The 19,384-nt window shown below is 64.1% G+C and carries 21 protein-coding genes; all 21 read right to left on the bottom strand.

Features of this window, described 5'->3' with window-relative positions:
• Positions 1 to 9: 9 nt before the first annotated feature.
• Entirely contained in the window at positions 10 to 912 is a 903-nt protein-coding gene (locus tag FKP22_RS00590) for a glycosyltransferase (protein WP_170200678.1), read from the bottom strand.
• A 10-nt stretch (positions 913 to 922) separates the two neighbouring features.
• Positions 923 to 2,032, bottom strand: coding sequence for a glycosyltransferase family 9 protein (locus tag FKP22_RS00585; RefSeq protein ID WP_170200677.1), 1,110 nt, complete (start codon positions 2,030 to 2,032; stop codon positions 923 to 925).
• Positions 2,005 to 2,556 carry a D-glycero-beta-D-manno-heptose 1,7-bisphosphate 7-phosphatase gene (gmhB, locus tag FKP22_RS00580; RefSeq protein ID WP_141284158.1) on the bottom strand — a complete coding sequence of 184 codons (552 nt, stop codon included), beginning with the start codon at positions 2,554 to 2,556 and terminating at the stop codon, positions 2,005 to 2,007. Before gmhB ends, FKP22_RS00585 begins: the two co-directional genes overlap by 28 nt.
• The gene (locus FKP22_RS00575; RefSeq protein ID WP_141284156.1) at positions 2,553 to 3,041 is read right to left on the bottom strand and encodes an adenylyltransferase/cytidyltransferase family protein; all 489 of its coding nucleotides are present in this window, start codon (positions 3,039 to 3,041) and stop codon (positions 2,553 to 2,555) included. The genes gmhB and FKP22_RS00575 overlap by 4 nt, the downstream gene beginning before the upstream one ends.
• Positions 3,038 to 4,054 (bottom strand): ADP-glyceromanno-heptose 6-epimerase, encoded by a 1,017-nt coding sequence (gene rfaD, locus FKP22_RS00570; protein ID WP_141284154.1) that lies wholly within the window; start codon positions 4,052 to 4,054, stop codon positions 3,038 to 3,040. The genes FKP22_RS00575 and rfaD overlap by 4 nt, the downstream gene beginning before the upstream one ends.
• Positions 4,051 to 4,989, bottom strand: a complete 939-nt coding sequence (gene rfaE1 / locus FKP22_RS00565) for a D-glycero-beta-D-manno-heptose-7-phosphate kinase (RefSeq protein WP_141284153.1) — start codon at positions 4,987 to 4,989, stop codon at positions 4,051 to 4,053. The genes rfaD and rfaE1 overlap by 4 nt, the downstream gene beginning before the upstream one ends.
• Complete coding sequence (locus tag FKP22_RS00560; RefSeq protein ID WP_141284150.1) at positions 4,986 to 5,576, bottom strand: D-sedoheptulose-7-phosphate isomerase; 591 nt, start codon at positions 5,574 to 5,576, stop codon at positions 4,986 to 4,988. The genes rfaE1 and FKP22_RS00560 overlap by 4 nt, the downstream gene beginning before the upstream one ends.
• A gap of 34 nt (positions 5,577 to 5,610) precedes the next feature.
• A complete protein-coding gene (locus tag FKP22_RS00555; RefSeq protein ID WP_141284148.1) occupies positions 5,611 to 6,609 on the bottom strand; it encodes a glycosyltransferase family 2 protein in 999 nt (332 codons plus the stop codon).
• Complete coding sequence (locus FKP22_RS00550; protein ID WP_141284147.1) at positions 6,606 to 7,262, bottom strand: acyltransferase; 657 nt, start codon at positions 7,260 to 7,262, stop codon at positions 6,606 to 6,608. Before FKP22_RS00550 ends, FKP22_RS00555 begins: the two co-directional genes overlap by 4 nt.
• On the bottom strand, positions 7,259 to 8,320 hold the full coding sequence (locus FKP22_RS00545; RefSeq protein ID WP_170200675.1) for a glycosyltransferase family 2 protein: 1,062 nt from the start codon (positions 8,318 to 8,320) through the stop codon (positions 7,259 to 7,261). The genes FKP22_RS00550 and FKP22_RS00545 overlap by 4 nt, the downstream gene beginning before the upstream one ends.
• A gap of 1 nt (position 8,321) precedes the next feature.
• A complete protein-coding gene (locus tag FKP22_RS00540; RefSeq protein ID WP_141284143.1) occupies positions 8,322 to 9,701 on the bottom strand; it encodes a polysaccharide biosynthesis protein in 1,380 nt (459 codons plus the stop codon).
• Between the two features lie 175 nt (positions 9,702 to 9,876).
• Positions 9,877 to 10,920: an NAD-dependent epimerase/dehydratase family protein gene (locus FKP22_RS00535; RefSeq protein ID WP_141284141.1), complete on the bottom strand. Its 1,044-nt coding sequence runs from the start codon at positions 10,918 to 10,920 to the stop codon at positions 9,877 to 9,879.
• Positions 10,921 to 10,949: 29 nt separating this feature from the next.
• A complete protein-coding gene (locus FKP22_RS00530; protein ID WP_141284139.1) occupies positions 10,950 to 11,873 on the bottom strand; it encodes a transketolase family protein in 924 nt (307 codons plus the stop codon).
• On the bottom strand, positions 11,870 to 12,694 hold the full coding sequence (locus tag FKP22_RS00525; RefSeq protein WP_141284137.1) for a transketolase: 825 nt from the start codon (positions 12,692 to 12,694) through the stop codon (positions 11,870 to 11,872). Before FKP22_RS00525 ends, FKP22_RS00530 begins: the two co-directional genes overlap by 4 nt.
• 14 nt (positions 12,695 to 12,708) lie before the next feature.
• Positions 12,709 to 14,052 (bottom strand): lipopolysaccharide biosynthesis protein RfbH, encoded by a 1,344-nt coding sequence (gene rfbH / locus FKP22_RS00520; RefSeq protein WP_141284135.1) that lies wholly within the window; start codon positions 14,050 to 14,052, stop codon positions 12,709 to 12,711.
• Positions 14,049 to 15,125 (bottom strand): CDP-glucose 4,6-dehydratase, encoded by a 1,077-nt coding sequence (rfbG, locus tag FKP22_RS00515; protein ID WP_141284133.1) that lies wholly within the window; start codon positions 15,123 to 15,125, stop codon positions 14,049 to 14,051. The genes rfbH and rfbG overlap by 4 nt, the downstream gene beginning before the upstream one ends.
• Before the next feature lie 4 nt (positions 15,126 to 15,129).
• The gene (gene rfbF / locus FKP22_RS00510; protein WP_141284131.1) at positions 15,130 to 15,903 is read right to left on the bottom strand and encodes a glucose-1-phosphate cytidylyltransferase; all 774 of its coding nucleotides are present in this window, start codon (positions 15,901 to 15,903) and stop codon (positions 15,130 to 15,132) included.
• 33 nt (positions 15,904 to 15,936) lie between these two features.
• Entirely contained in the window at positions 15,937 to 16,926 is a 990-nt protein-coding gene (locus tag FKP22_RS00505; protein ID WP_141284129.1) for an FAD-binding oxidoreductase, read from the bottom strand.
• Between the two features lie 19 nt (positions 16,927 to 16,945).
• On the bottom strand, positions 16,946 to 17,317 hold the full coding sequence (locus tag FKP22_RS00500) for a MarR family EPS-associated transcriptional regulator (protein WP_231011466.1): 372 nt from the start codon (positions 17,315 to 17,317) through the stop codon (positions 16,946 to 16,948).
• A gap of 110 nt (positions 17,318 to 17,427) precedes the next feature.
• Positions 17,428 to 18,162, bottom strand: a complete 735-nt coding sequence (locus tag FKP22_RS00495) for a sugar transferase (RefSeq protein ID WP_231011463.1) — start codon at positions 18,160 to 18,162, stop codon at positions 17,428 to 17,430.
• Between the two features lie 146 nt (positions 18,163 to 18,308).
• The coding region (locus tag FKP22_RS00490) for a UDP-N-acetylglucosamine 4,6-dehydratase family protein (RefSeq protein WP_141284123.1) at positions 18,309 to 19,384 on the bottom strand (1,076 nt) is incomplete at its 5' end.

The raw sequence follows: 19,384 nt of genomic DNA, 5'->3' as shown, positions 1-19,384 counted from the left end.
TCATGCGGGTCAAAGGCGTCCGGCCACCACCGCCAGCGCTTGAATCAACCGGTCCAACGGTCGCCGACGACCGTGGCACAGCACAAAGCCAAGTCGCCGCCAAGCGGCGAACAGCCCGGGCCGGCGCAAGGTGCGCCAGCGCATGGCCTGTACGTCGCCGGGATGGGCACGCAGCACAAAAGCTGTTACCGCGTCGACTTGAGCGCGATACCAACCACTACGGATCTGCGCGATGCGGCGCGAGACACCGCCTAGCGAACTGCGCGCCCCGGTGTCGTTCGCCGAGTGCTGGTGGTAGACCATGGAGAGCCACGGGTCGATGACCCAGCGCAACCCAGCAGAGCGCGCCAGCGCGTACAGCACCCAGTCATGGTAGTGAAGCGTCGGCAACAGGTCGGGAGCCTGCGTGATCGCCGCACGCAAGCGCGCGAAGAGGCTCACGGTGGCAACGAAGGTGCAGCCCTGCCCGGCGCCTTCAAAGAGATAGTCCGCCGCGCGCGCGCGCAGGTTCTGCACGAGGGGGCGCTCACGTCCGTCGGGCCAGCGCGCGAGCGTCGCCGCGGAGTAGCCGTCCGCGCCAGCTCGCGACAGGGCCTGCGCCGCACGCTGCAGCTTGTCGTGGAACCATTCGTCGTCCTGGTCGCAAAAGGCAACCAAGTCGGCCTCGCCGGGATCGGCTGCAGCGACGAGGCGGAAAAAGTTGGCGCCGGCGGAGCCACTCGGAGAGTGCTCGTCGAGCAACGCAACCCGCGGGTCGCGCTCACCGAAAGCGCGCACCCGATCACGCGTGTCGTCACTCGACCCATCGTCACGCACCAGTACGCGCACGGCCACGCCGCTCTGCGCAAGCACGGTGCCAATCTGGCGCTCAATGCTGCTCGCGCCGTTGCGGGCAGCCAGCAGCACGAGCACACGCGGCTGGCTAGCAGGCGACATCACTCACTTGCTCCTCGGCCGCGCGGCTAGCCAACAACCTCTCGGCCACCGCAGCCTGCACCCGCGCCACGGAGATCGAGCGGATGCAGACGTACTCACCTGCCGTCCCGACGCAGCTCGGCCGGTTGTAGCAAGGCCAAGCAGCGCAGCCGCCGCTGTCCGAGAGCACCGCTGCGCGCGGCGGCGCAAACAGCGCGGGGTCGTTTGGACCGACGATCATCACCGAGGGCGTACCCACGTTCTCGGCCATGTGAACGGAGAAGCTGTCCAAGCCAACCAACACGTCGAGTCGAGCGAGCTCGCGCGCGAACTCCGGAATGCTGCCGGTGGAGATGCGCACGCGGTCGCCGAAGGACGCGAACTGTGCCTCAAGCGCGTCGCGCTCGCCCGGCGCCCCAAAGGCGACCACATCCACACCCGCGCCCAGCAGCGCCTGCGTGAGCTGCGTCCAGTGCGACTGCGGCCACAGCTTGCAGGCCTGTGAGGCCGAGGGATGCAGTCCCACCGTAGGTACAGCCTCATGCGTTCGCAGCGGCGGCAGCGGCCCGGGCCGGTCGGCCAGGCCTGCCTCACGAAGCAGGTAGTCGACAAAGCGGGTGTAGGCCGCATAGACGCTCGGCGTCTCCGGCCCGACGAGCACCGCCGGGCGCCCGACACCGAACGGGGTGCGGATGATGCCGCGGTGCGGGTGCTCGCGCGTCCAGCCAATGTGCAAATGGCGATGAGAGCCGATCAGGCGAGCGAAGAAGCGTTCCCGGAAGTCGCCCACCATGTCGAGTGAGACAGTCGGCCTCATGCGACGCACATTCCAGGCGCTTCGCAAAAAGGCGAGGCAGTCGCGCCAGCGGAAGTTGCCGAACGAGCCCACCGGGAACTTCGAGTACAGCACCGTGCAGTTCGGGATGCCGTCGAACAGAAAACCCATGGGCGCGCGCGTCCACACGATGTACTCGTCGGCGTAGCCGCGCGCGGCCAGCTCGCGAAAATACGTGCTCATGAACGTGATGTCACCGAAGTTACGGGCGACGATGAAGCAAAGGACTTTGCGGGAAGCCATCTGAAAACGGGTCAGGTGTGCAGCAACGCGTCCACGCACTGCGCCAGGTCGGCGTAGGCCGCGTCAGCGGTACCGATATCGGGCATCGACGCTTCGTTGCCTGAGCGCACGAGGTAGGCACGCCCTACGCCTGCGGCACGCGCGGCCTCAATGTCCGAGAGCTTGTCGCCAACCAGAATCGACTCCGGCAACGAGAGCAGGTGCTCTGCGGCGGCGCGCAGGATCATGCCTGGGCGCGGCTTGCGGCAGTCGCACTCGCGTGCGAAGGCGACGACGCTGCCGGCGGGATGGTGCGGGCAATGGTAAACGGCGGCCAGCGGCGCGCCTTGCCGCTCGAAGACCGCACACATGCGCTCGGTCAGCGCGAAGTACTGCGCCTCGGTGTAGTAACCGCGAGCGATGCCGGACTGGTTGGTCACGATGACCAGGCGAAAACCGGCGTCCGCGAGTCGCCTCGCGGCATCAAGCGCGCCGGGCACGAACTCAAAGTCCTCCCATCGATGCACGTAGGCATGATCGCGGTTGACGACGCCGTCTCGGTCGAGGAACACCGCTCGCGTCATGCGTCTGTGCCGCGGATGCGGCGCACCAATGCGGTGGTGGAGAAGCCGTCAACGAAGGAGATCGCGATGGCGCGCCCCCCCCACGAACGCGTGAGTCGCGTCTCTTCGAGTGTCTCCATGTCGTAGTCGCCGCCCTTCACATAGACATCGGGACGCACTTGCGTGAGCAGCGCCACCGGCGTGCGCTCGTCGAAGAACGCGATCAGTGATACCGATGCCAACCCGGCGAGCACGAAGGCGCGATCGAGCTCGCCGTTGAGCGGGCGATCAGGCCCCTTGCCCAGCAGGCGCGCAGAGGCGTCGCTGTTGAGTCCCAGCACCAGTGCACCGCCAAGTGCTCGCGCTGCCTCCAGGTAGCTCACATGCCCGCGGTGAAGGATGTCGAACACGCCGTTCGTGAAAACCAGCGGGCGCGGAAGCGCCGCGACGCGCTGCGCGAGCGTCGCGTCGTCAAGAACGATCTTGTCCGCCAGGCCCGCACTCATGCGGCAGCCGCAGCGGGATGGACCGCGCTCTCGTGAAGCCAGCGCACGTAGCGATCAACGCCGCACGCCACGTCGGTGAACTCGTGGTCACAGCCGGTCGAGCGCAGGGCCGTCAGGTCGGCCTGCGTATGACACTGGTACTTTCCGACCAGCGCCTGCGGGAAGCCGATGTACTCGACGAGACCGTCCTTCAGCAATTGCTCCAGCGGGCGGGCTGCCTCACCGCGCAAGGTCAACGCGGTGTTAACGCTAGCCAAGGCGACATCGTTGAACGGCTGCGCAGAGCCAGTGCCAAGATTGAAGATGCCGCGCGCCTGCGGATTCTGTAGGAACCACAGCTTCACGGCGACAACATCGTCGACGAAGACAAAGTCGCGTTCCTGTTGGCCTGGCCCGTAGCCGCCATACTCGCCGAACAGGCGCACGCAGCCGTTCTCGATGAACTGGTTGTAGTGGTGGAAGGCAACCGAGGCCATGCGGCCCTTGTGCTGCTCCCGCGGCCCATAAACGTTGAAGTAGCGAAACCCAGCGACCTGGTACGGCGCCCGTGCGACCATGCGGCGCACGACGTTGTCGAACAGCAGCTTGGAGTAGCCGTAGACGTTGAGCGGCTGCTCGAACTCCGGTTCCTCGCGGAAACACGAGCTGCCGCCGTAAGTTGCTGCAGACGATGCATAAAGCAGCCGCGTACCCTGCGCCATGCAGGCATCAAGCAGCATCTTCGAGCAGCGATAGTTGTTCTCCAACATGAAGCGTCCATCGTGCTCCATGGTGTCGGAGCATGCGCCCTCGTGCATGACCACGTCCACATGGCCTAACTCGCCGCGTGCAAAGCGCGTGTAGAACTCGTCCTTGTCAAAGTAGTCGGACAGCTGGGCGCCCAGGAGGTTGCGGTACTTCGGTCCGTCGGTCAGATCGTCGACCGCAATGACGTCGTCGATGCCGAGCGCGTTGAGCCCGCGGACGATGTTGGACCCAATGAAACCAGCAGCGCCGGTGACGACGACTCTCATTCAAACAGCTCCTCGTAACTCACTGTGGCGGTCCCAAACTTGCCGACGACGATGCCGCCGGCACGGTTGGCAACCTGGATGGCATCTCGCATCGACATGCCCACGCCGAGCATCGCGGCCAGCGTCGCGATCACGGTATCGCCCGCGCCCGTCACGTCGAACACCTCGCGGGCCAGCGCCGCTACGTCGAGCTGGCCGCTGTCACCAACGCCGTCGAACAGGCTCATGCCTTCTTCGGACCGGGTAACAAGCAGCGCATCGAGCTGCAGGTCCTCGCGCAGGCGCCTCGCGCGCCGACGCAGGTCGGCCTCGTCCGACCAGGCGCCCACGACCTGGGCCAGTTCGGCACGGTTCGGCGTCAGCACAGTCGCACCGGCATAGCGGCCATAGTCGCTCCCCTTGGGGTCGACCAACACCGGCTTGCCCGCCGCGCGGGCCAGCTCGATCATGCGCGGTATGTGCGTCAGGCCGCCCTTGCCGTAGTCGCTGAAGAGCACGGCATCGGAACTTCCCAGCGCTTGTGCGAAGTCGGCCAACATTTGCGTCAAAATTTCATGGTCAGGTGTGCTCTCGAAGTCGACGCGCAGCAACTGCTGCGCACGCCCGATCACGCGCAGCTTGACGATCGTGGTGAGCTTCTCGTCACGCCCGAGCCGCGCGGCAACGCCTTCGCGCTCCAGCAGCGACTCCAGCGTCCGAGCCGGCGCGTCGTCACCTACCACAGTCAGCAACGTCGACGCCGCGCCGAGTCGCTTGACGTTCAGCGCGACATTGGCTGCACCGCCGAGCCGATCTTCCTCGCGTTGCACGCGTACCACCGGCACCGGCGCCTCGGGCGAGACGCGGTCAACAGAGCCAAACCAATAACGGTCCAACATCGCGTCGCCAACGACCAGCACACGGCACGCAGACAATTGCTCCCGCGACGGCATCATTCGGCTTCCCCGTGCTGCGGCACCAACCCCAGCGACTGCTCGACCGCGCCGCAGATCGAGTGGCCGATCAGGATATGTGCCTCCTGGATACGCGCCGTGACTTCGGCGGGGACGACGATGGCGCAATCGCACAGCGTCGCGAGCTTGCCACCGTCTCGGCCGAGTAGGCCGATCGTGCGCATACCCATCCCGCGCGCGACTTCCACCGCGCGGATCACGTTCGCCGAGTTGCCCGAGGTCGAGATGCCCAGCAGGCAGTCCCCCGGGCGCCCCAACCCGGCGACCTGGCGAGAGAAGATCTCCGCGAAGCTGTAGTCGTTGCCGATGCAGGTCAGCGCGGAGCTGTCCGTGCTGAGCGCCATCGCGGCGAGTGGCTTGCGATCCTTGATGAAGCGCCCAGTGAATTCGGCGGCGATGTGCTGGCTGTCGGCGGCCGAGCCGCCGTTGCCGCAGATCATCAGCTTGCCGCCGGCACGCAGGCAATCGGCGATTGCCTGCGCGGCTCCCATGACGCTGTCGTCGAGGACGCTGAGACGGCTGAACAGCTCGAGATGCTGCTGGAGATTGTGTTGAAACAGTGTGGTCAAGGTCGCTCGATGAAAGTGCCAAGAAATAGGTAGGTCAGCACACCACGGACGCGGCGCCCTGACGCCGGCGGGCCACCAACGCAACATAGGCGCGGGCGAAGGGCCTGAGCAGCAGACGTGGGGCCAAGGCGAGCAGGAGGAGCCAGGCCTTCCGCCAAGGTTCTATCGTCGTCGCCGGGGCGATGTAGACGCGGAACTGGCGCAGGTCAAAGGCACCTTGGGAGCGCAACCGGAACGTCGACTTCAGGGAAAGATAGGCATGCTCCCGGCGGTAATTGACGGCAGCATCCTGCAGCGCCCCCGCTAGCGCGGGCCCGCGCTCTGCCGCGATGCGGCACATGCGCTCGAAGCCAAGGAAAACGCCGAACGAATCCTTCTTCCAGGTGAAGGTATCCTCGCCCTGCGAACGGTTGGCGACGGACGGGGCGGCCGATATCTGCACAACGGGCCGCGCCGCGAGCATGTCGACGATGCGGCCAACGTGTGCGAAGTACGTGCCCAAATAGGGCGCAGCGTCCGTACGACCCCAGGCGGCGCGCTGGACGAGCACCGCCCCGATGAAGCCGATAGAGGCAAGCAGTTCGGGGATGAAGTCGGCGGCTGCTCGCTCGCCGTCCACGGCCCCGGGCGATGCGACGCCCAGCACCGTCGCATGGTCTTCGGTGACCCATTGGTAGTTGGAGAACACGAACGGGTCGTCGCGGCCCTGCAGCCTATCGTGCATCGCGGCCACCGCTCCGGGCAGGAACAGATCGTCCTCGCCGATCAGCCACGCATAGTCGCAGTCGCACAAGTCGACCACATGCTGGATGTTGGCATCAATACCCAGGTTGCGCTCGTTGCGGTGGACGTGTACGAAAGAGTATGCGGCGCACAGCGCGTCGAGCACTGGCCGGTTCACGTCCGTCAGCGAATCATCGGCCACGAACACGCGGATCGGTCGGCCTGCAGCCGACTCGATGGCTGACTCAACGCAACGGCGCAAGAAGTCGGGCCGCTTGTAGGTCGGGATGCAAATGCCGAGGGTGGTCATGGATGGTCGGGAATGGTCGCCCAGCGACCAATCACAGGATCGAAGAACTTGACGGGCACGGCAGGGGCGCCGACGGCAATCACGCGCATAGGCAGGTCGCGGGAAACGACGCTGTTCGCACCAACGATGCTACCCTCACCGATCGTGACGCCGGGCAACACCACGACGTTATCGCCGAGCCAGACGTTGCGGCAGATGCGCACCGGCCGGCCAGTGGCAGGTCGCCGCAGGGCGGGCGGTACGTCGGGCGAATCCTGGGTGTCGCCCCGGTAGGTGCCGTGCCCATGATCGGTGACGTGGACCCCGCTGCCGAAGAGCACGCCGTCTTCGATCGTCACGCGTGCGGTCGCGGCGATGTGCACGCGCTGGCTGCAGATCACGCCGTTGCCGATCTCGATCAGCGGCTCGAAGGTGAACTCCCGGTAACGGCGCACCGCCTCGATCCACAGCATCTGTCCTGCGTAGAAGCCTTCGCCGATGCGGATACATTCACCGCCCTGCAGTTGCGCGCCGCGGCACACGTGGAAGCGGCTCCCAACTTGCGCCAAGTGGCGGCGCCAGAGCCTCGAGCGCAGCTTGTCGGCGGCGAACGCGACCAGCTCGGGTAGCGGCCGGCGCAGGTGGACGGCGACCTTTGACAGCACGCCGCTCATCGCGATGCCTTCGCACCCGCTGCGCGCAGACGCAGACGGTCGAGCTCGAGCGTCAGCCGGTGGTAGACGCGCCAGCTCTGGTAGAACGGCTGCGCGAGCCAGCCCGGGAAGCGACCGAGCGGCACGAGCAGCAACCAGAACAGTGGTTGGTCGCCCAGTTCGCGCCGCATCGCGGGCCACGCGTCCTCCGCGGCGTGGCGGCCGGCAACTCCCTTGCGGGCGCCCCACAGGATGCCCGGCATGAAGTGCAGCAGATTGCGGCGGATCAGGACGCGCGCGATCCGGCTGTCGCGGCCAAAACAATCGTTGACAATCCGGGCGAAGTTCGCTCCGAAAACCGTCAACAGCGCGTAGCCGCCGGAGTTGTCCTTAGTGGCTAGCATGCAGCGGTCGGCGACGAACGAGAAGCGCCTCCCCTCTGTGCGCAGCAGCGGCAGGATCCAGCCGAGCTGGATCAGACTGGTCGCGGTGAAGCGGGTGATTGCGGAGCTACCGACCACGCCCATCAGCGCGTTGCGGTCGACGACCATGCCGGAGATGAACGTAAACCAGATGTGCACGCGATGGGCGAACGCCTCGGCGTGCATCGTCTCTACGCGCAGGCATCCAACCGGTTCGCCCTGGTCGGGTCCGGTGAGCTGGGGCAGCCACTCGCTCTGCAGGTAAACGAGCGACGGTTGACGCTCGCGCAGCAGCGCGACGACCTGCGCGATCACGCCGCGCTTGGGAAGATCATCGTCGCCGATGATCCAGAACCAGCGCGTCGACACGCGTTCGACGCACGAGCTGAAGTTGCCGTCGGGCCCGAGATTGCTTGCATGCCGCTGAGCGACCAGCGCCGGCCAGCTGGACTGCATCGCCTGCACAACCTCCGACGTCCGGTCCACCGAGGCGTTGTCGGACACCAGCACTGTCACCGCGTCCGCGCAGGTCGCCAGCTCCTGCCTCAGCGTGCGCAGCAACAGTTCGAGGTTCGCCGCCCGGTTGTAGGTGGGGACGATGATCGTCAGCAGGGCCTGCCCGGGAGGCGTTCGCGCGAGGTCGAGGGTCGAAGACACGTCAGGCAGTTCTCTTGAGATAGCGGGACAGGAGCATCAGCGTCCAGGGCAGCGTGACGAAGGTGGGCACCACCGCGTACAGCAGCATCATCGGCAGCACGCCGACGCGCGAGCCGAACCAGGCGGCCGCTGCGGTCAGCACAGCCGTGACGATGGAGACCGGCAGCATCGGCTCCTCGCGGTGGGCGCGCATAAAGGCGGCCGCGCCGAAGACGACGCTGTTGACGACCGTCGCCCAGGCCAGGCACGCCAGCACAGCCGGCGACGCGATGCGCGCCATCGCCGGCACGCCCGCGACCGCCAGCAGCGCGGCGCCACCCGCCACTAGGGTCGACAGCAGCGCCGTCGCAACGCAGGACCGCAACAGGACATTGCCGAACAGCGCATTAAGAGCTGCGCGCTCGCCGCGCGAGATGTGCATCGTGAACTGCGGGTTGCGCGCGTTGATCCAGCTCATGCCGATCGTCGAGACCGCGTTGAACATGGTCAGCGCGAGGCCGAGCCTGCCGGCCTCCACCGGGCCCACGCGCGAGAACACCAGCGGTGTGAACATGTTGAAGATGAAGTAGCCGCTTACCCAGCTGAGCGCGATGCGCCACTGGAACGGGAATACGTCGCGCCGCCACAGCAGGCGATGGGCCTGCGGCACCTCGCGCAACGCCACGCGACGAAGCATGTCGCCGCGCTTGCGCAGCCACCAGCCGGTCCCGCTCGCGCCGACGAGAGGCGCAGCAGCCGTCGCCCACAGACCGGCATCGAGATACAGCGCCGACCACAGGCACAGGTACCCGATGCACGACTGCACCAGACGCAGGCGCGCGACCTGGCCGACGCGCCCGGCACCCTCCATCATCGCCAGCCCCGGGCTCAGGTAGAGATTGACCGCCGACGCGCAGGTCAGCAGCAGCCATGCACCTAGCCACGACGACGGCGGCAGCACGCCCTTGTGCGAGAAGAACGTAATCCCGGCCAGGCCACCAAGTGCCACGAACAGGCAGGCAGCGACTGCATACCAGCGGCGCATCAGCCGCGCCAGCGAGCCGAGGCGATCAAGGTGGACAGCCTCGCCGCGGAGCGCACCCTCGGCGTCGATCTCGAGATGCGCCACCTCGTGGCTGACGAGCTGCACCACGATCTGGTTGAAGCCGAGTTCGAAGAACACCTGTAACGCCAGTATGCTGGCGAAGGTGTAGTAGTAACCCTGCTGCGTCGGGGTGAGCCAGAGCGGCAGCAGCACCATCGTCGCGGCGCCGGCCAGGATGGTCCAGCTGCGGAACATCAAAGTTACCAAGACATGGAAATCAAGGCCAATCACGCTGCGCAGGTGGGCAAACCGCCCGCCTCTCCGGGCGGCAACAGAAATGGCAACATCGTCGGTCATTGGGCCCCGACCGTGTGCAGTGGCGTACTCGTAGGCGACATTCGCGTCTCCGAAACACTCCTGGCATTGCGCATCGACCGCGCGTCAACGACGTAAATGGCATTCGCGCCGCGCATCAAGCGCGGCGCGAAGCGGGAAATGGTCGCGGCAAGCACGCCAATGGTGTCGCCTTGGGTCATTGCTGATGTGCTTCGATCATTCGCCTGAACCCCACGGCCGGGGATATCTCGGCCTTCCAGCCGAGCGATTCCATCCGCGCAGTGTCCGGGACGAGCCGATTGAAGGTGCTGGGCAGGTAGTCTTTGCCGCCGGTGTCGACACGACGATCGACTTGCAGGCCCTTCTCCGGATATAGGCCGACAAGCAAGTCGGCGAGCTCCATGACCGACAATTCAGCCGACGAGTTCGCGACGTTGTAGGGCACGACCGGCTCGCCTTTAAGCAACACTGTCAGAAAGCCTGCGGTCGCATCGCTCGCATAGCAGAAGGCACGCCGAGCGGTGCCGTCGCTGTTCATGACGATGTTCTCGCCACGTGCGACATTAAAAGCGAAATCGGCGAACACGCGCCCGTCGTTGGCCGTCAGTCCCGGCCCATACGTATGGAAGGGGCGCACGATGTAGGTGGGCACACCATGTTGATGGTTCCAAGCAACGCACATCGCCTCGCCCATTCTCTTGCTCTCGGCGTAGCAGGAGCGAACCAAGATCGGGTCGACCAAACCATAGTTCGACTCACCAATCAACTCCTCCGCTCGGACTGCGCCATAAACTTCGGCGCTGCTCACAAAGAGGAAACCACGGGCATCGCCGCCTCGCCTAAGCGCCTCAAGCAGCGAAGCCGTACCCACGGTGTTGGGGAGCATTGTCCCAACAGGATCCGTTCCGTAGAAGCGGGGGCTAGCTTGGCTGGCAGCATGTAGAACGTAATGAACGTCGCCCAGTTCAGGAACGGCGATTTCGTTAAGATCCCATTCCACAAATTCAAGAAGCCGCGCATCCGGGCTATTAGCGTACAACCGTCGCGCACGTTCCAGATCGCGCACCAGCGCCACGACGCGAACGGGTTGGGATACCTTTCCAAGCCTGTGTAGCGCAAGCAGCGTACGCGTCAAATACCCCCCAAGGAAACCGCCGGCACCGGTCACCACGACGCGCAAGCCGGAAAGCACCTGCCAGTCGAGATCGCGTGCAACGATGGCGTCGATATCGCCGACCATGATGTCGGGCTTTGTAGTAGATGCGCTGCTCAAGCCGGAGTACTCCCGATGAACATGCGGATTCGCTCCAGCACGCAGTCATGATCCAGGCCATGTTCCTTCAGGAGGTACGAATACGTACCGCAGTGCTCGGAGAACCGGTCGGATACCCCAATTCGCATCACCCGAACGGGATTGTGTTCTCCAACGATTTCCGCAATGGCGGATCCGAGGCCTCCATAAGTCGAATGCTCCTCCAGCACGACAACACCACGGCTGTCGCGGGCCACCCGCACAACCTGGGCTGCATCCAAGGGCTTGATGGAAGGAACGCTCCACACACCGGCATCGACTTGCTGCTCAGCGATATCGAGTGCGGTTCTTACCATAGATCCGGTTGCGATGAACGCCGGCAAATCCAGCTGGCCCGCGCGCACTTGGATCATTCGGCCGGCTTCAAGCGGCGCCAATGAAGAAGAATGTACGTCGCCACGATCGGATTTGCCCATGCGCAGGTATACCGGCCTACGGGCCGCGTAAGCGTGCGCCATGCAGGCGGTCATTTCGTGTCGATCTGCAGGTGACAGCACGTCGAGCCCCGCGATGACGCGCGTGCAAGCGATGTCTTCTGTGGACTGGTGGCTTGTACCGAGGTGGCTATACACAAAACCGGCACCATCGCCGAGCAGGACGACCGGCAGGCCGTCGTGCGCGATGTCCAGCTTAATCTGCTCAAGAACGCGTAAAGGCACGAACGCACTGAGGCCATAGACGAACGGTCGAAAGCCCGCTCGTGCGAGGCCCGCAGCCATGCCTACCATGTTCTGTTCGGCGATGCCTGCATTGATGTATTGAGCTGGGCACTGGTTGCGGAAAGCATCGAACAGTGCGTAGCCATGGTCGCCCGTCAGCAGCAACACCTTAGGATCTTGGACGGCCAGTCGCACCAAGGCATCGGAGAAAGCGTCTCTCATTTCGAACCTTCCGACAAGCCGAGGGCCCCTTTGGCCTCGGCGAAGGTCTGGGCTGTCAGCCGGGTGTAGTGCCAGCGGTTGTCGTCCTCCATGAAGGGCACTCCTTTGCCCTTGACGGTACGGGCAACGAGCGCCTTCGGCTGCCCGGGCGCGGTCGCCCATAGCGAACGAATGGCCGAGTCAATAGCAGCCTCGTCGTGCCCGTCCACCTCCTGTGTCTTGAAGCCGAAGCTTTCAAACTTTGCACGCAAGTTGCCGAGGGAGAGCACGTCCTCGGTGGCGCCCATGGCCTGGAACCCGTTCTCGTCCACGATGATCATGAGGTTGTCGAGCCGATGATGCGCAGCGAAGAGCATGCCCTCCCAGATAGAACCCTCGTTGAGCTCACCATCCCCCACGATCGCGAAAATCTTCTGGTCGGTGCCTTGCTTGCGCGCACCGAGCGCGATGCCGACGCCCACCGAAAACCCGTGGCCCAGCGAGCCGGAAGTGACTTCCAGGCCAGGAATGCGAGAGTCGGACAGCCCCTTGAGATGAGTGCCGTCCGAGAAATAGCTCTGGATCTCGGTCTCGCCGATCCATCCCATCTCGCGCATGCAGGCGTATTGCGCCATCACGCCGTGTCCCTTGCTCAAGACGAGATAGTCGCGGCCTTCTGCCTTCGGATCGTTACCGGGATACCGCAGATGATCGCGATACAGAACGGCAAGCAGTTCCACGATCGAGAAGGCACACCCAATGTGCACCGTCGAGCCGGCGTATGCCATCTCCAGAACAGTGTGGCGCAGTCGGCCAGGATGGAAACGGCGATCATCCGGCATTGCAACAGCCCTCATCAGAAATTGAGCCCGAAGAACTCTTCGAGCTTCTCGACGACATAGTCGAGCTGTTCGTGAGTCAAACCCGGCCACACACCTAGCCAGAACGTCTGACTCATCACCTTGTCGGTGTTCGTCAGCTCGCCGCTCACGCGGAAGTTGCGCCCGATCATGTAGGGCTGGCGCGTGAGGTTGCCGGCAAACAGCAGGCGCGTGGCGATCTTGCTTTGGTCAAGGAAGTTGATCAGGTCGGCACGCTTGACGCCGGCGTCGTCCTTGAGCACCAGCGGGAAGCCGAACCACGACGGCTCGGAGTTGGACGTGGCCTCGGGCAGATGCAGAAACTGCGCGCAGTTGGCCAGGCGCTCCTTCAGGTACTTGAAGTTAGCCTTGCGCGCGGCGATGAAGTCTTCGACCCGGTCCATCTGTGCCAGCGCGCAGGCGGCCTGCATGTCACTGATCTTCAGGTTGTAACCGAGGTGGCTGTAGGTGTACTTGTGGTCGTAGCCCTCTGGCAGTTCACCGAGCTTCCAGCAGAAGCGCTTGTTACAGGTGTTGTCCTTGCCGGGCGGGCAATAGCAGTCACGGCCCCAGTCGCGGAAAGACTCTGCGATCAGCTTGAGCTCAGGGTCGTTGGTGAACACCGCGCCGCCCTCGCCCATCGTGATGTGATGCGCCGGGTAGAAGCTGAGCGTGCCGATGTCGCCGAAGGTGCCGACCAACTGGCCGTTGTACTTCGCACCGAGCGCGTCGCAGCAGTCTTCCACCAGCCATAGGCCGTGCTTCTTGCAGATCGCGGTGACAACATCCAGGTTGAACGGGTTGCCCAGGCTGTGGGCCAACATGATCGCCTTGGTCTTGGGCGAAATGGCGGCCTCGATCTTGGAGACGTCAATGTTGTGCGTGGCAAGGTCGACGTCGACGAACACCGGCACGGCGCCGAACTGCAGGATTGGGTTGACGGTGGTCGGGAAGCCGGCGGCCACGCCGATGACTTCATCACCCGGCTTGATCGCGCGGTCGCCCAGCCGATCGGACGTGAGCGTCGAGAACGCCACCAGGTTCGCCGACGAACCCGAGTTGACGGTGATCAAGTGCTTCACGCCTAGGAACTTCGCGAGGCGTTCCTCGAACATCGCATTGAAGCGGCCGGTGGTAAGCCACCCGTCAAGGCTGGCCTCGACCATCAGTTGCAGCTCCTTGGCGCCAATCACTTTGCCCGAGACCGGAACTGCGCTTTCGCCTGGAACAAAGGGCTTCGGCGCGTGGACCACGTCCGAGAATTGCTGCACCAGCGCGGAAATCTCGGCGCGCAGTTGGTCGGGGGTCTTCTTGACGAAATTGATCGGGGCTTCGGTCATGATGCGATGGTCTTCGAGTCGTTCGTGTATTGGGCTATCTGCTGCAGGCAAAGGGCGCGCACGTCCTGCTTGGCCAGCCAGGCCTGGTGCCAGGTGACGATGTGCTGCAGCGCGTCTGCAAGGCGCCAGCTCGGCTGCCAGCCCAAGCGCGCGCGGGCCTTGGAGATGTCCAGCTTCAGGTAGTTGGCCTCGTGTGGATGGGCGCCGCCGTCGAGCTGCCAGCGGGCACCGCGACCCCACTGGTCGACCAACTGCTCGACGATCCATTGCACCGGGCGCGCATCCTCGTCACGCGGCCCCAGGTTCCAGCCTTCGGCGAACGAGGCGCCGCCGTCCCACAGGTGCTGAGCCAGCACGAGGTAGCCGGCCAGCGGCTCCAGCACGTGCTGCCAGGGGCGCGTGGAATGCGGGTTGCGAATCACCACCGGCTCACTGCGCTCGAATGCGCGCAGGATGTCGGGCACCAGGCGGTCGGACGCCCAGTCGCCGCCGCCGATGACATTGCCCGCGCGTGCGGTTGCCAGCGCGGGACCGCCCTGCTGGAAGAAGGACTGGCGATAGGCGCTGGAGACAAGCTCGGCGCAACCCTTGCTGTTGCTGTAAGGGTCGTAGCCGCCCATGGGTTCGTCTTCACGGTAGCCCCAGGCCCACTCTTTGTTCTCGTAGCACTTGTCGGTGGTCACGTTGACGACCACGCGCACGCTGTGCGTTTGCCGCACGGCTTCCAGCAGATGGACGGTTCCCATCACGTTGGTGGCGTAGGTCTCTACCGGCTCCGCATACGACAGGCGCACCAACGGCTGAGCAGCCATGTGGATCACGATGTCCGGCCGGAAAGCGCTGATGGCGGTCTGCAACGCGGCAAGATCACGGATGTCGCCGGTGGTACCGGCCATGCCTGCAGCCACACGCGCTTCCCTGAACAGGCTCGGATCTGTGGGTGGCGACAAGGCGAACCCATGCAGTTCGGCGCCCAGGCTTTGCAACCACAAGCTCAGCCAGCTGCCCTTGAAGCCCGTGTGACCGGTCAGGAAGACGCGTTTACCGCGCCAGAACGATGCATCGACGCTCACGGGCTCAGTCCCACTTCTTCCATGGCGCGCGTCCGGAAGCCCACAGCTCTTCGAGGTGGTGCTTGTCGCGCAGCGTATCCATCGGCTGCCAGAAGCCGCCGTGCTCGAAGGCCATGAGCTCGCCACGGTCGGCCAGGTTGACCAGCGGCTCCTGCTCCCAGATGGTCGAGTCGTCTTTCAGTTCGGAGAGCACCTTGGGCGACAGCACGAAGAAACCGCCGTTGATCATTGCGCCGTCGCCCTTGGGCTTCTCGCGGAAGCTGTTGACGCGGCCGTCCTTCATGTCCAGCGCGCCGAAGCGGCCGGGGGGGAAGGTGGCGGTGAGCGTGGCCGACTTACCGTGCGCACGGTGGAACGCGATCGACGCCGAGATGTCGATGTCGCTCACGCCATCGCCATAGGTGAAGCAGAAGGCCTCCTCGTTCTCAACGTACTTGGCCACGCGGCGCAAGCGGCCGCCGGTCATCGAGTCATCACCGGTATCGACCAGTGTCACGCTCCATGGCTCCGCGCGTTTGCTGTGCACTTCCATCTTGTTGTGCGCCATGTCGAAAGTGACGTCGGACATGTGCAGGAAGTAGTTGGCGAAGTACTCCTTGATCACGTAGCCCTTGTAGCCACAGCAGATCACGAAGTCGTTGATGCCGTGGTGGGAGTACATCTTCAGGATGTGCCAAAGAATGGGCTTGCCGCCGATCTCCACCATGGGTTTGGGACGTGTCGCCGTCTCTTCGCTGAGCCGGGTGCCCAGGCCGCCGGCCAGAATCACTGCCTTCATTGGAGTCCTCACCTGCAGGGGAAAGATGCCGGCTCAGTTGGAGCTGACAAAGGCATCAAAGAAAAACCGTTTGGGATCCAGTCCGGCCGCCAACAGCTTCTGTTGCGCGCCGTGGATCATCTGTTCCGAGCCACATGCGTAAACCGCTGCATTCATCAAGTCCCGGCCTTCGGCCAGCAGCACGTCCTGCACATGACCACGTGCCCCCGTCCAACCTGCATCCGCACGCGACAACACCGGCACGTAGCGCAGCGTGGCGAGCGACGCAGCGGGATCCAGGTAAAGATCGGCAGGCTGGCGACCGCCCCAATAGAGCGTGACGGAGGCCGGCTGCAATTCGGCCGGCATCTCGGCCACTTGCGCCAGCATGGACAGCATCGGCGCAATGCCTGTGCCAGTGCTCAACAACACAAGGTCTAGGCCGGTAACCGGACGAAGGAAAAACGTGCCACGCGGCCCGACAAAGCGGAGTAAGTCGTTGGCCTTGGCCTGCTCGAACAAGTAGTGGCTGAACTCGCCATGTTCGACTTGCCGGATCTGCAGTTCAAGCTGACCTGCTTTCGTTGCAGCACTTGCGATCGAGTAGCTGCGACGAACGCCTGTCGGGCTGGTCAGGTCAATGTACTGCCCTGGCAGAAAGCGAAAAGCCGCGGTTGGCGGCAGGCGCAGCACCACGCGAAACACGTCCGGCGCCAGACGATCCAGCGAGGCGATGCGAGCAGGCAAGGTCTTAGGCGTGATACCAGCCAATGCACCGAGGTCTTCAATGTCCAACAGCAAGTCGCTGCAAGCCTCGTGTGCACAGGTCAAGATCCAGCCCGCTTCCGCTTCTTGCTGCGACAAGGCGGTAGCTTCACGCAGCAACCCCACGTCGCCCGACATCACCCTGGCCTTGCAACTGCCACAACGACCTGTGCGACAACTGTGCTCAATGACGACTTGTTGGGCCAGCGCGGCATCCAGCACGGTGTTGCCAGGCTCCGAGGAAAACTGCAGGCCGCTGGCCAGGGTTACGGTGGTCATGAATAAAAAACCGCGCGACTCAGCTGACGGTATCGGGTGAACGCGAACCTGCGGCCTGCTGGCCCAAAGCGGTGCGCAGGCGGTCGATCTCAGCGCGAAGCAACTCGAACTCCTGCTCTTTTCGTCGCAAAAAACTCTGGGTCAACTGCATGCGATGACGGACCCCGGCAGGCGTCAACGCATAGAGATAGCTCAATTTGCTGTCGCTGCGCCTGAAGTTACCCGCCTTCACCAGACCCTTGTCGAACAGCGCCTTCAAAAGATAGTGCGCCTTGCCCAGACTGATGCCCATGGCCTGGGCCAGCCTCCGCTGAGAGTACTCAGGGTGCTGCTCGATCAGGCTCAGCAGTTCGAGATGCGCGCCTTGGGTTTCCGGTTCGTCGGAAGGCAAGTGTTCAACCATTGAACAGAGATTGTAGCCCTTTGGATGACGCTGTCATCAACAAGGATCAACTGACGTCGCCTGCTGACCCGCGCGCAGTCCGACACAAACGCCTGCCCTCAATAAGCCCCGTGGCGCCCCACCATGACCTTCACCGTGCGCATCACGATCATGAAGTCTGAGAACACGTTCCAGTTCTCCACGTAAGCCTTGTCGAGCTGCACGCGCTGGTCGTAGTCGAGGTTGTTTCGACCGCTCACCTGCCACAGGCCGGTCAGGCCGGGCGGCACGCTGTAGTAATGCGCTTTGGCATCGCCGTAATAGCGATCAAGCTCGGCCTGCACCACAGGGCGTGGCCCGACGATGCTCATCTCGCCGCAAACCACATTCCACAGCTGCGGCAATTCGTCCAGGCTGGTCTTGCGGATGAAGCGACCCACACGCGTGATGCGGGGGTCGTCCTTGAGCTTGAAATCGCGCTCCCATTCGGCGCGAGCTTCGGGGCTGCTGTTGAGCAGATCCTTCAGCACCTGATCCGAGTTCGCGACCATCGAGCGGAACTTGTAGCAGTTGAACAGCCTGCCGTCTTTTCCCACACGCTGGTGGCCATAGAACACACCGGGCCCGCTGCTGAATCGCACCGCGATGGCCACAAGCACCATGATCCAGCCGAACAGGGCGAGGATCACGACGATGCTGATCAGGTCAAACAAACGCTTGAGCGCGAAGCTCAAGGGACCGAGGCCAATCCGTTGCGCTTCCTGGACATCATCCAGGCTCAATGCTTCCGAAACACCTGCGCTGGATGCCGGATGCGAGCCACCCAAATCGCGGGCGCCATCATCTACGTACATGTCGTTCCTCTCGACAAAGGGACTCGGTGCGCAACAAGCCCTCGGATCGGGCGGGTTAGGCCCAAAATCGAGCATTATCGCTGCCGACCCAAAGGTTAAGAAATGAAAACAACACTGTTGTCGGGCATTCGGTGCATTCCCGTCGACTAATGCCGCCTGTATTCCTTGACAAGGGTGCTCAACGCATCGCGCACCAGATCGGCCGACTGCACCGGTGAACTTGCGACCCAGGCCAGCAATCGCCGCGCACCTTCAAGCGAGTCGTCAAGCTGTGCCAGCCGCAATTCCTTGACTGCGGTGGCCACCGTCAAGTCCCCGTCCGCCAGCAACTCCTCGTAAAGCTTCTCCCCCGGCCGCAAGCCGGTGAAGACGATGCGGATCTCCTGTTCGCTGCGGCCGGCCAGGCGAATCATGGTCTTGGCGAGGTCGACGATCTTCACCGGTTCACCCATGTCCAGCACCAGCACCTGACCGCTTTCACCGATGGCTGCGGCCTGCAGCACCAGGCGCGCGGCTTCGGGGATGGTCATGAAATAGCGAATGATGTCGGGGTGGGTGACGGTGATCGGACCGCCCGCAGCGATCTGCTGCTTGAATTTGGGAATCACGCTGCCGGACGAGCCCAGCACGTTGCCGAAGCGCACGGCCATGAAGCGGGTGCCGGCGTGTTCGGCGGCCATCGCGGAGACCACCAACTCAGCAGCCCGCTTGGTGGCACCCATCACGTTGGTCGGGTTGACGGCCTTGTCGGTGCTGATCAGCACAAAGCGCTCCGCCTTGACCTCGGCCGCAGCGAGCGCGGCGTGGTACGTGCCCAGCGTGTTGTTGCGCAGCGCAGCCCAGGCGTTGTCGACCTCCATCAGAGGCACGTGCTTGTAGGCCGCCGCGTGGAAGACGACCTGCGGGCGTTCGCGCTCGAAGATGGCGCGCAGTCCGTCCAGGTCCTTCACGTCGCCAATCAACTTGACCAGCGGCAGCGCAGGGAAACGCAGGCTGAGGTCCTGCTCGATGGTGTACAGGTTGAACTCGGAGAGTTCGACGATGACCAGCTTCGCCGGCTGGAAGCGCGCCACCTGGCGGCAGAGCTCCGAGCCGATGCTGCCGCCGCCGCCGGTGATCAGCACTGTCTTGCCACGCAGCACTTCGCCGATGCCGGCTTCGTCCAGTTGCACCGGCTCGCGGCCGAGCAGGTCCTCGGGTTCGATGTCGCGCACGCGGTCGA

Origin of the sequence: Ideonella azotifigens (genome assembly GCF_006519715.1) — a bacterium.
GTDB lineage: Bacteria > Pseudomonadota > Gammaproteobacteria > Burkholderiales > Burkholderiaceae_C > Ideonella > Ideonella azotifigens.
Note: the sequence above shows the minus strand (reverse complement) of the source record. Positions and strands in the feature narration are given on the sequence as shown.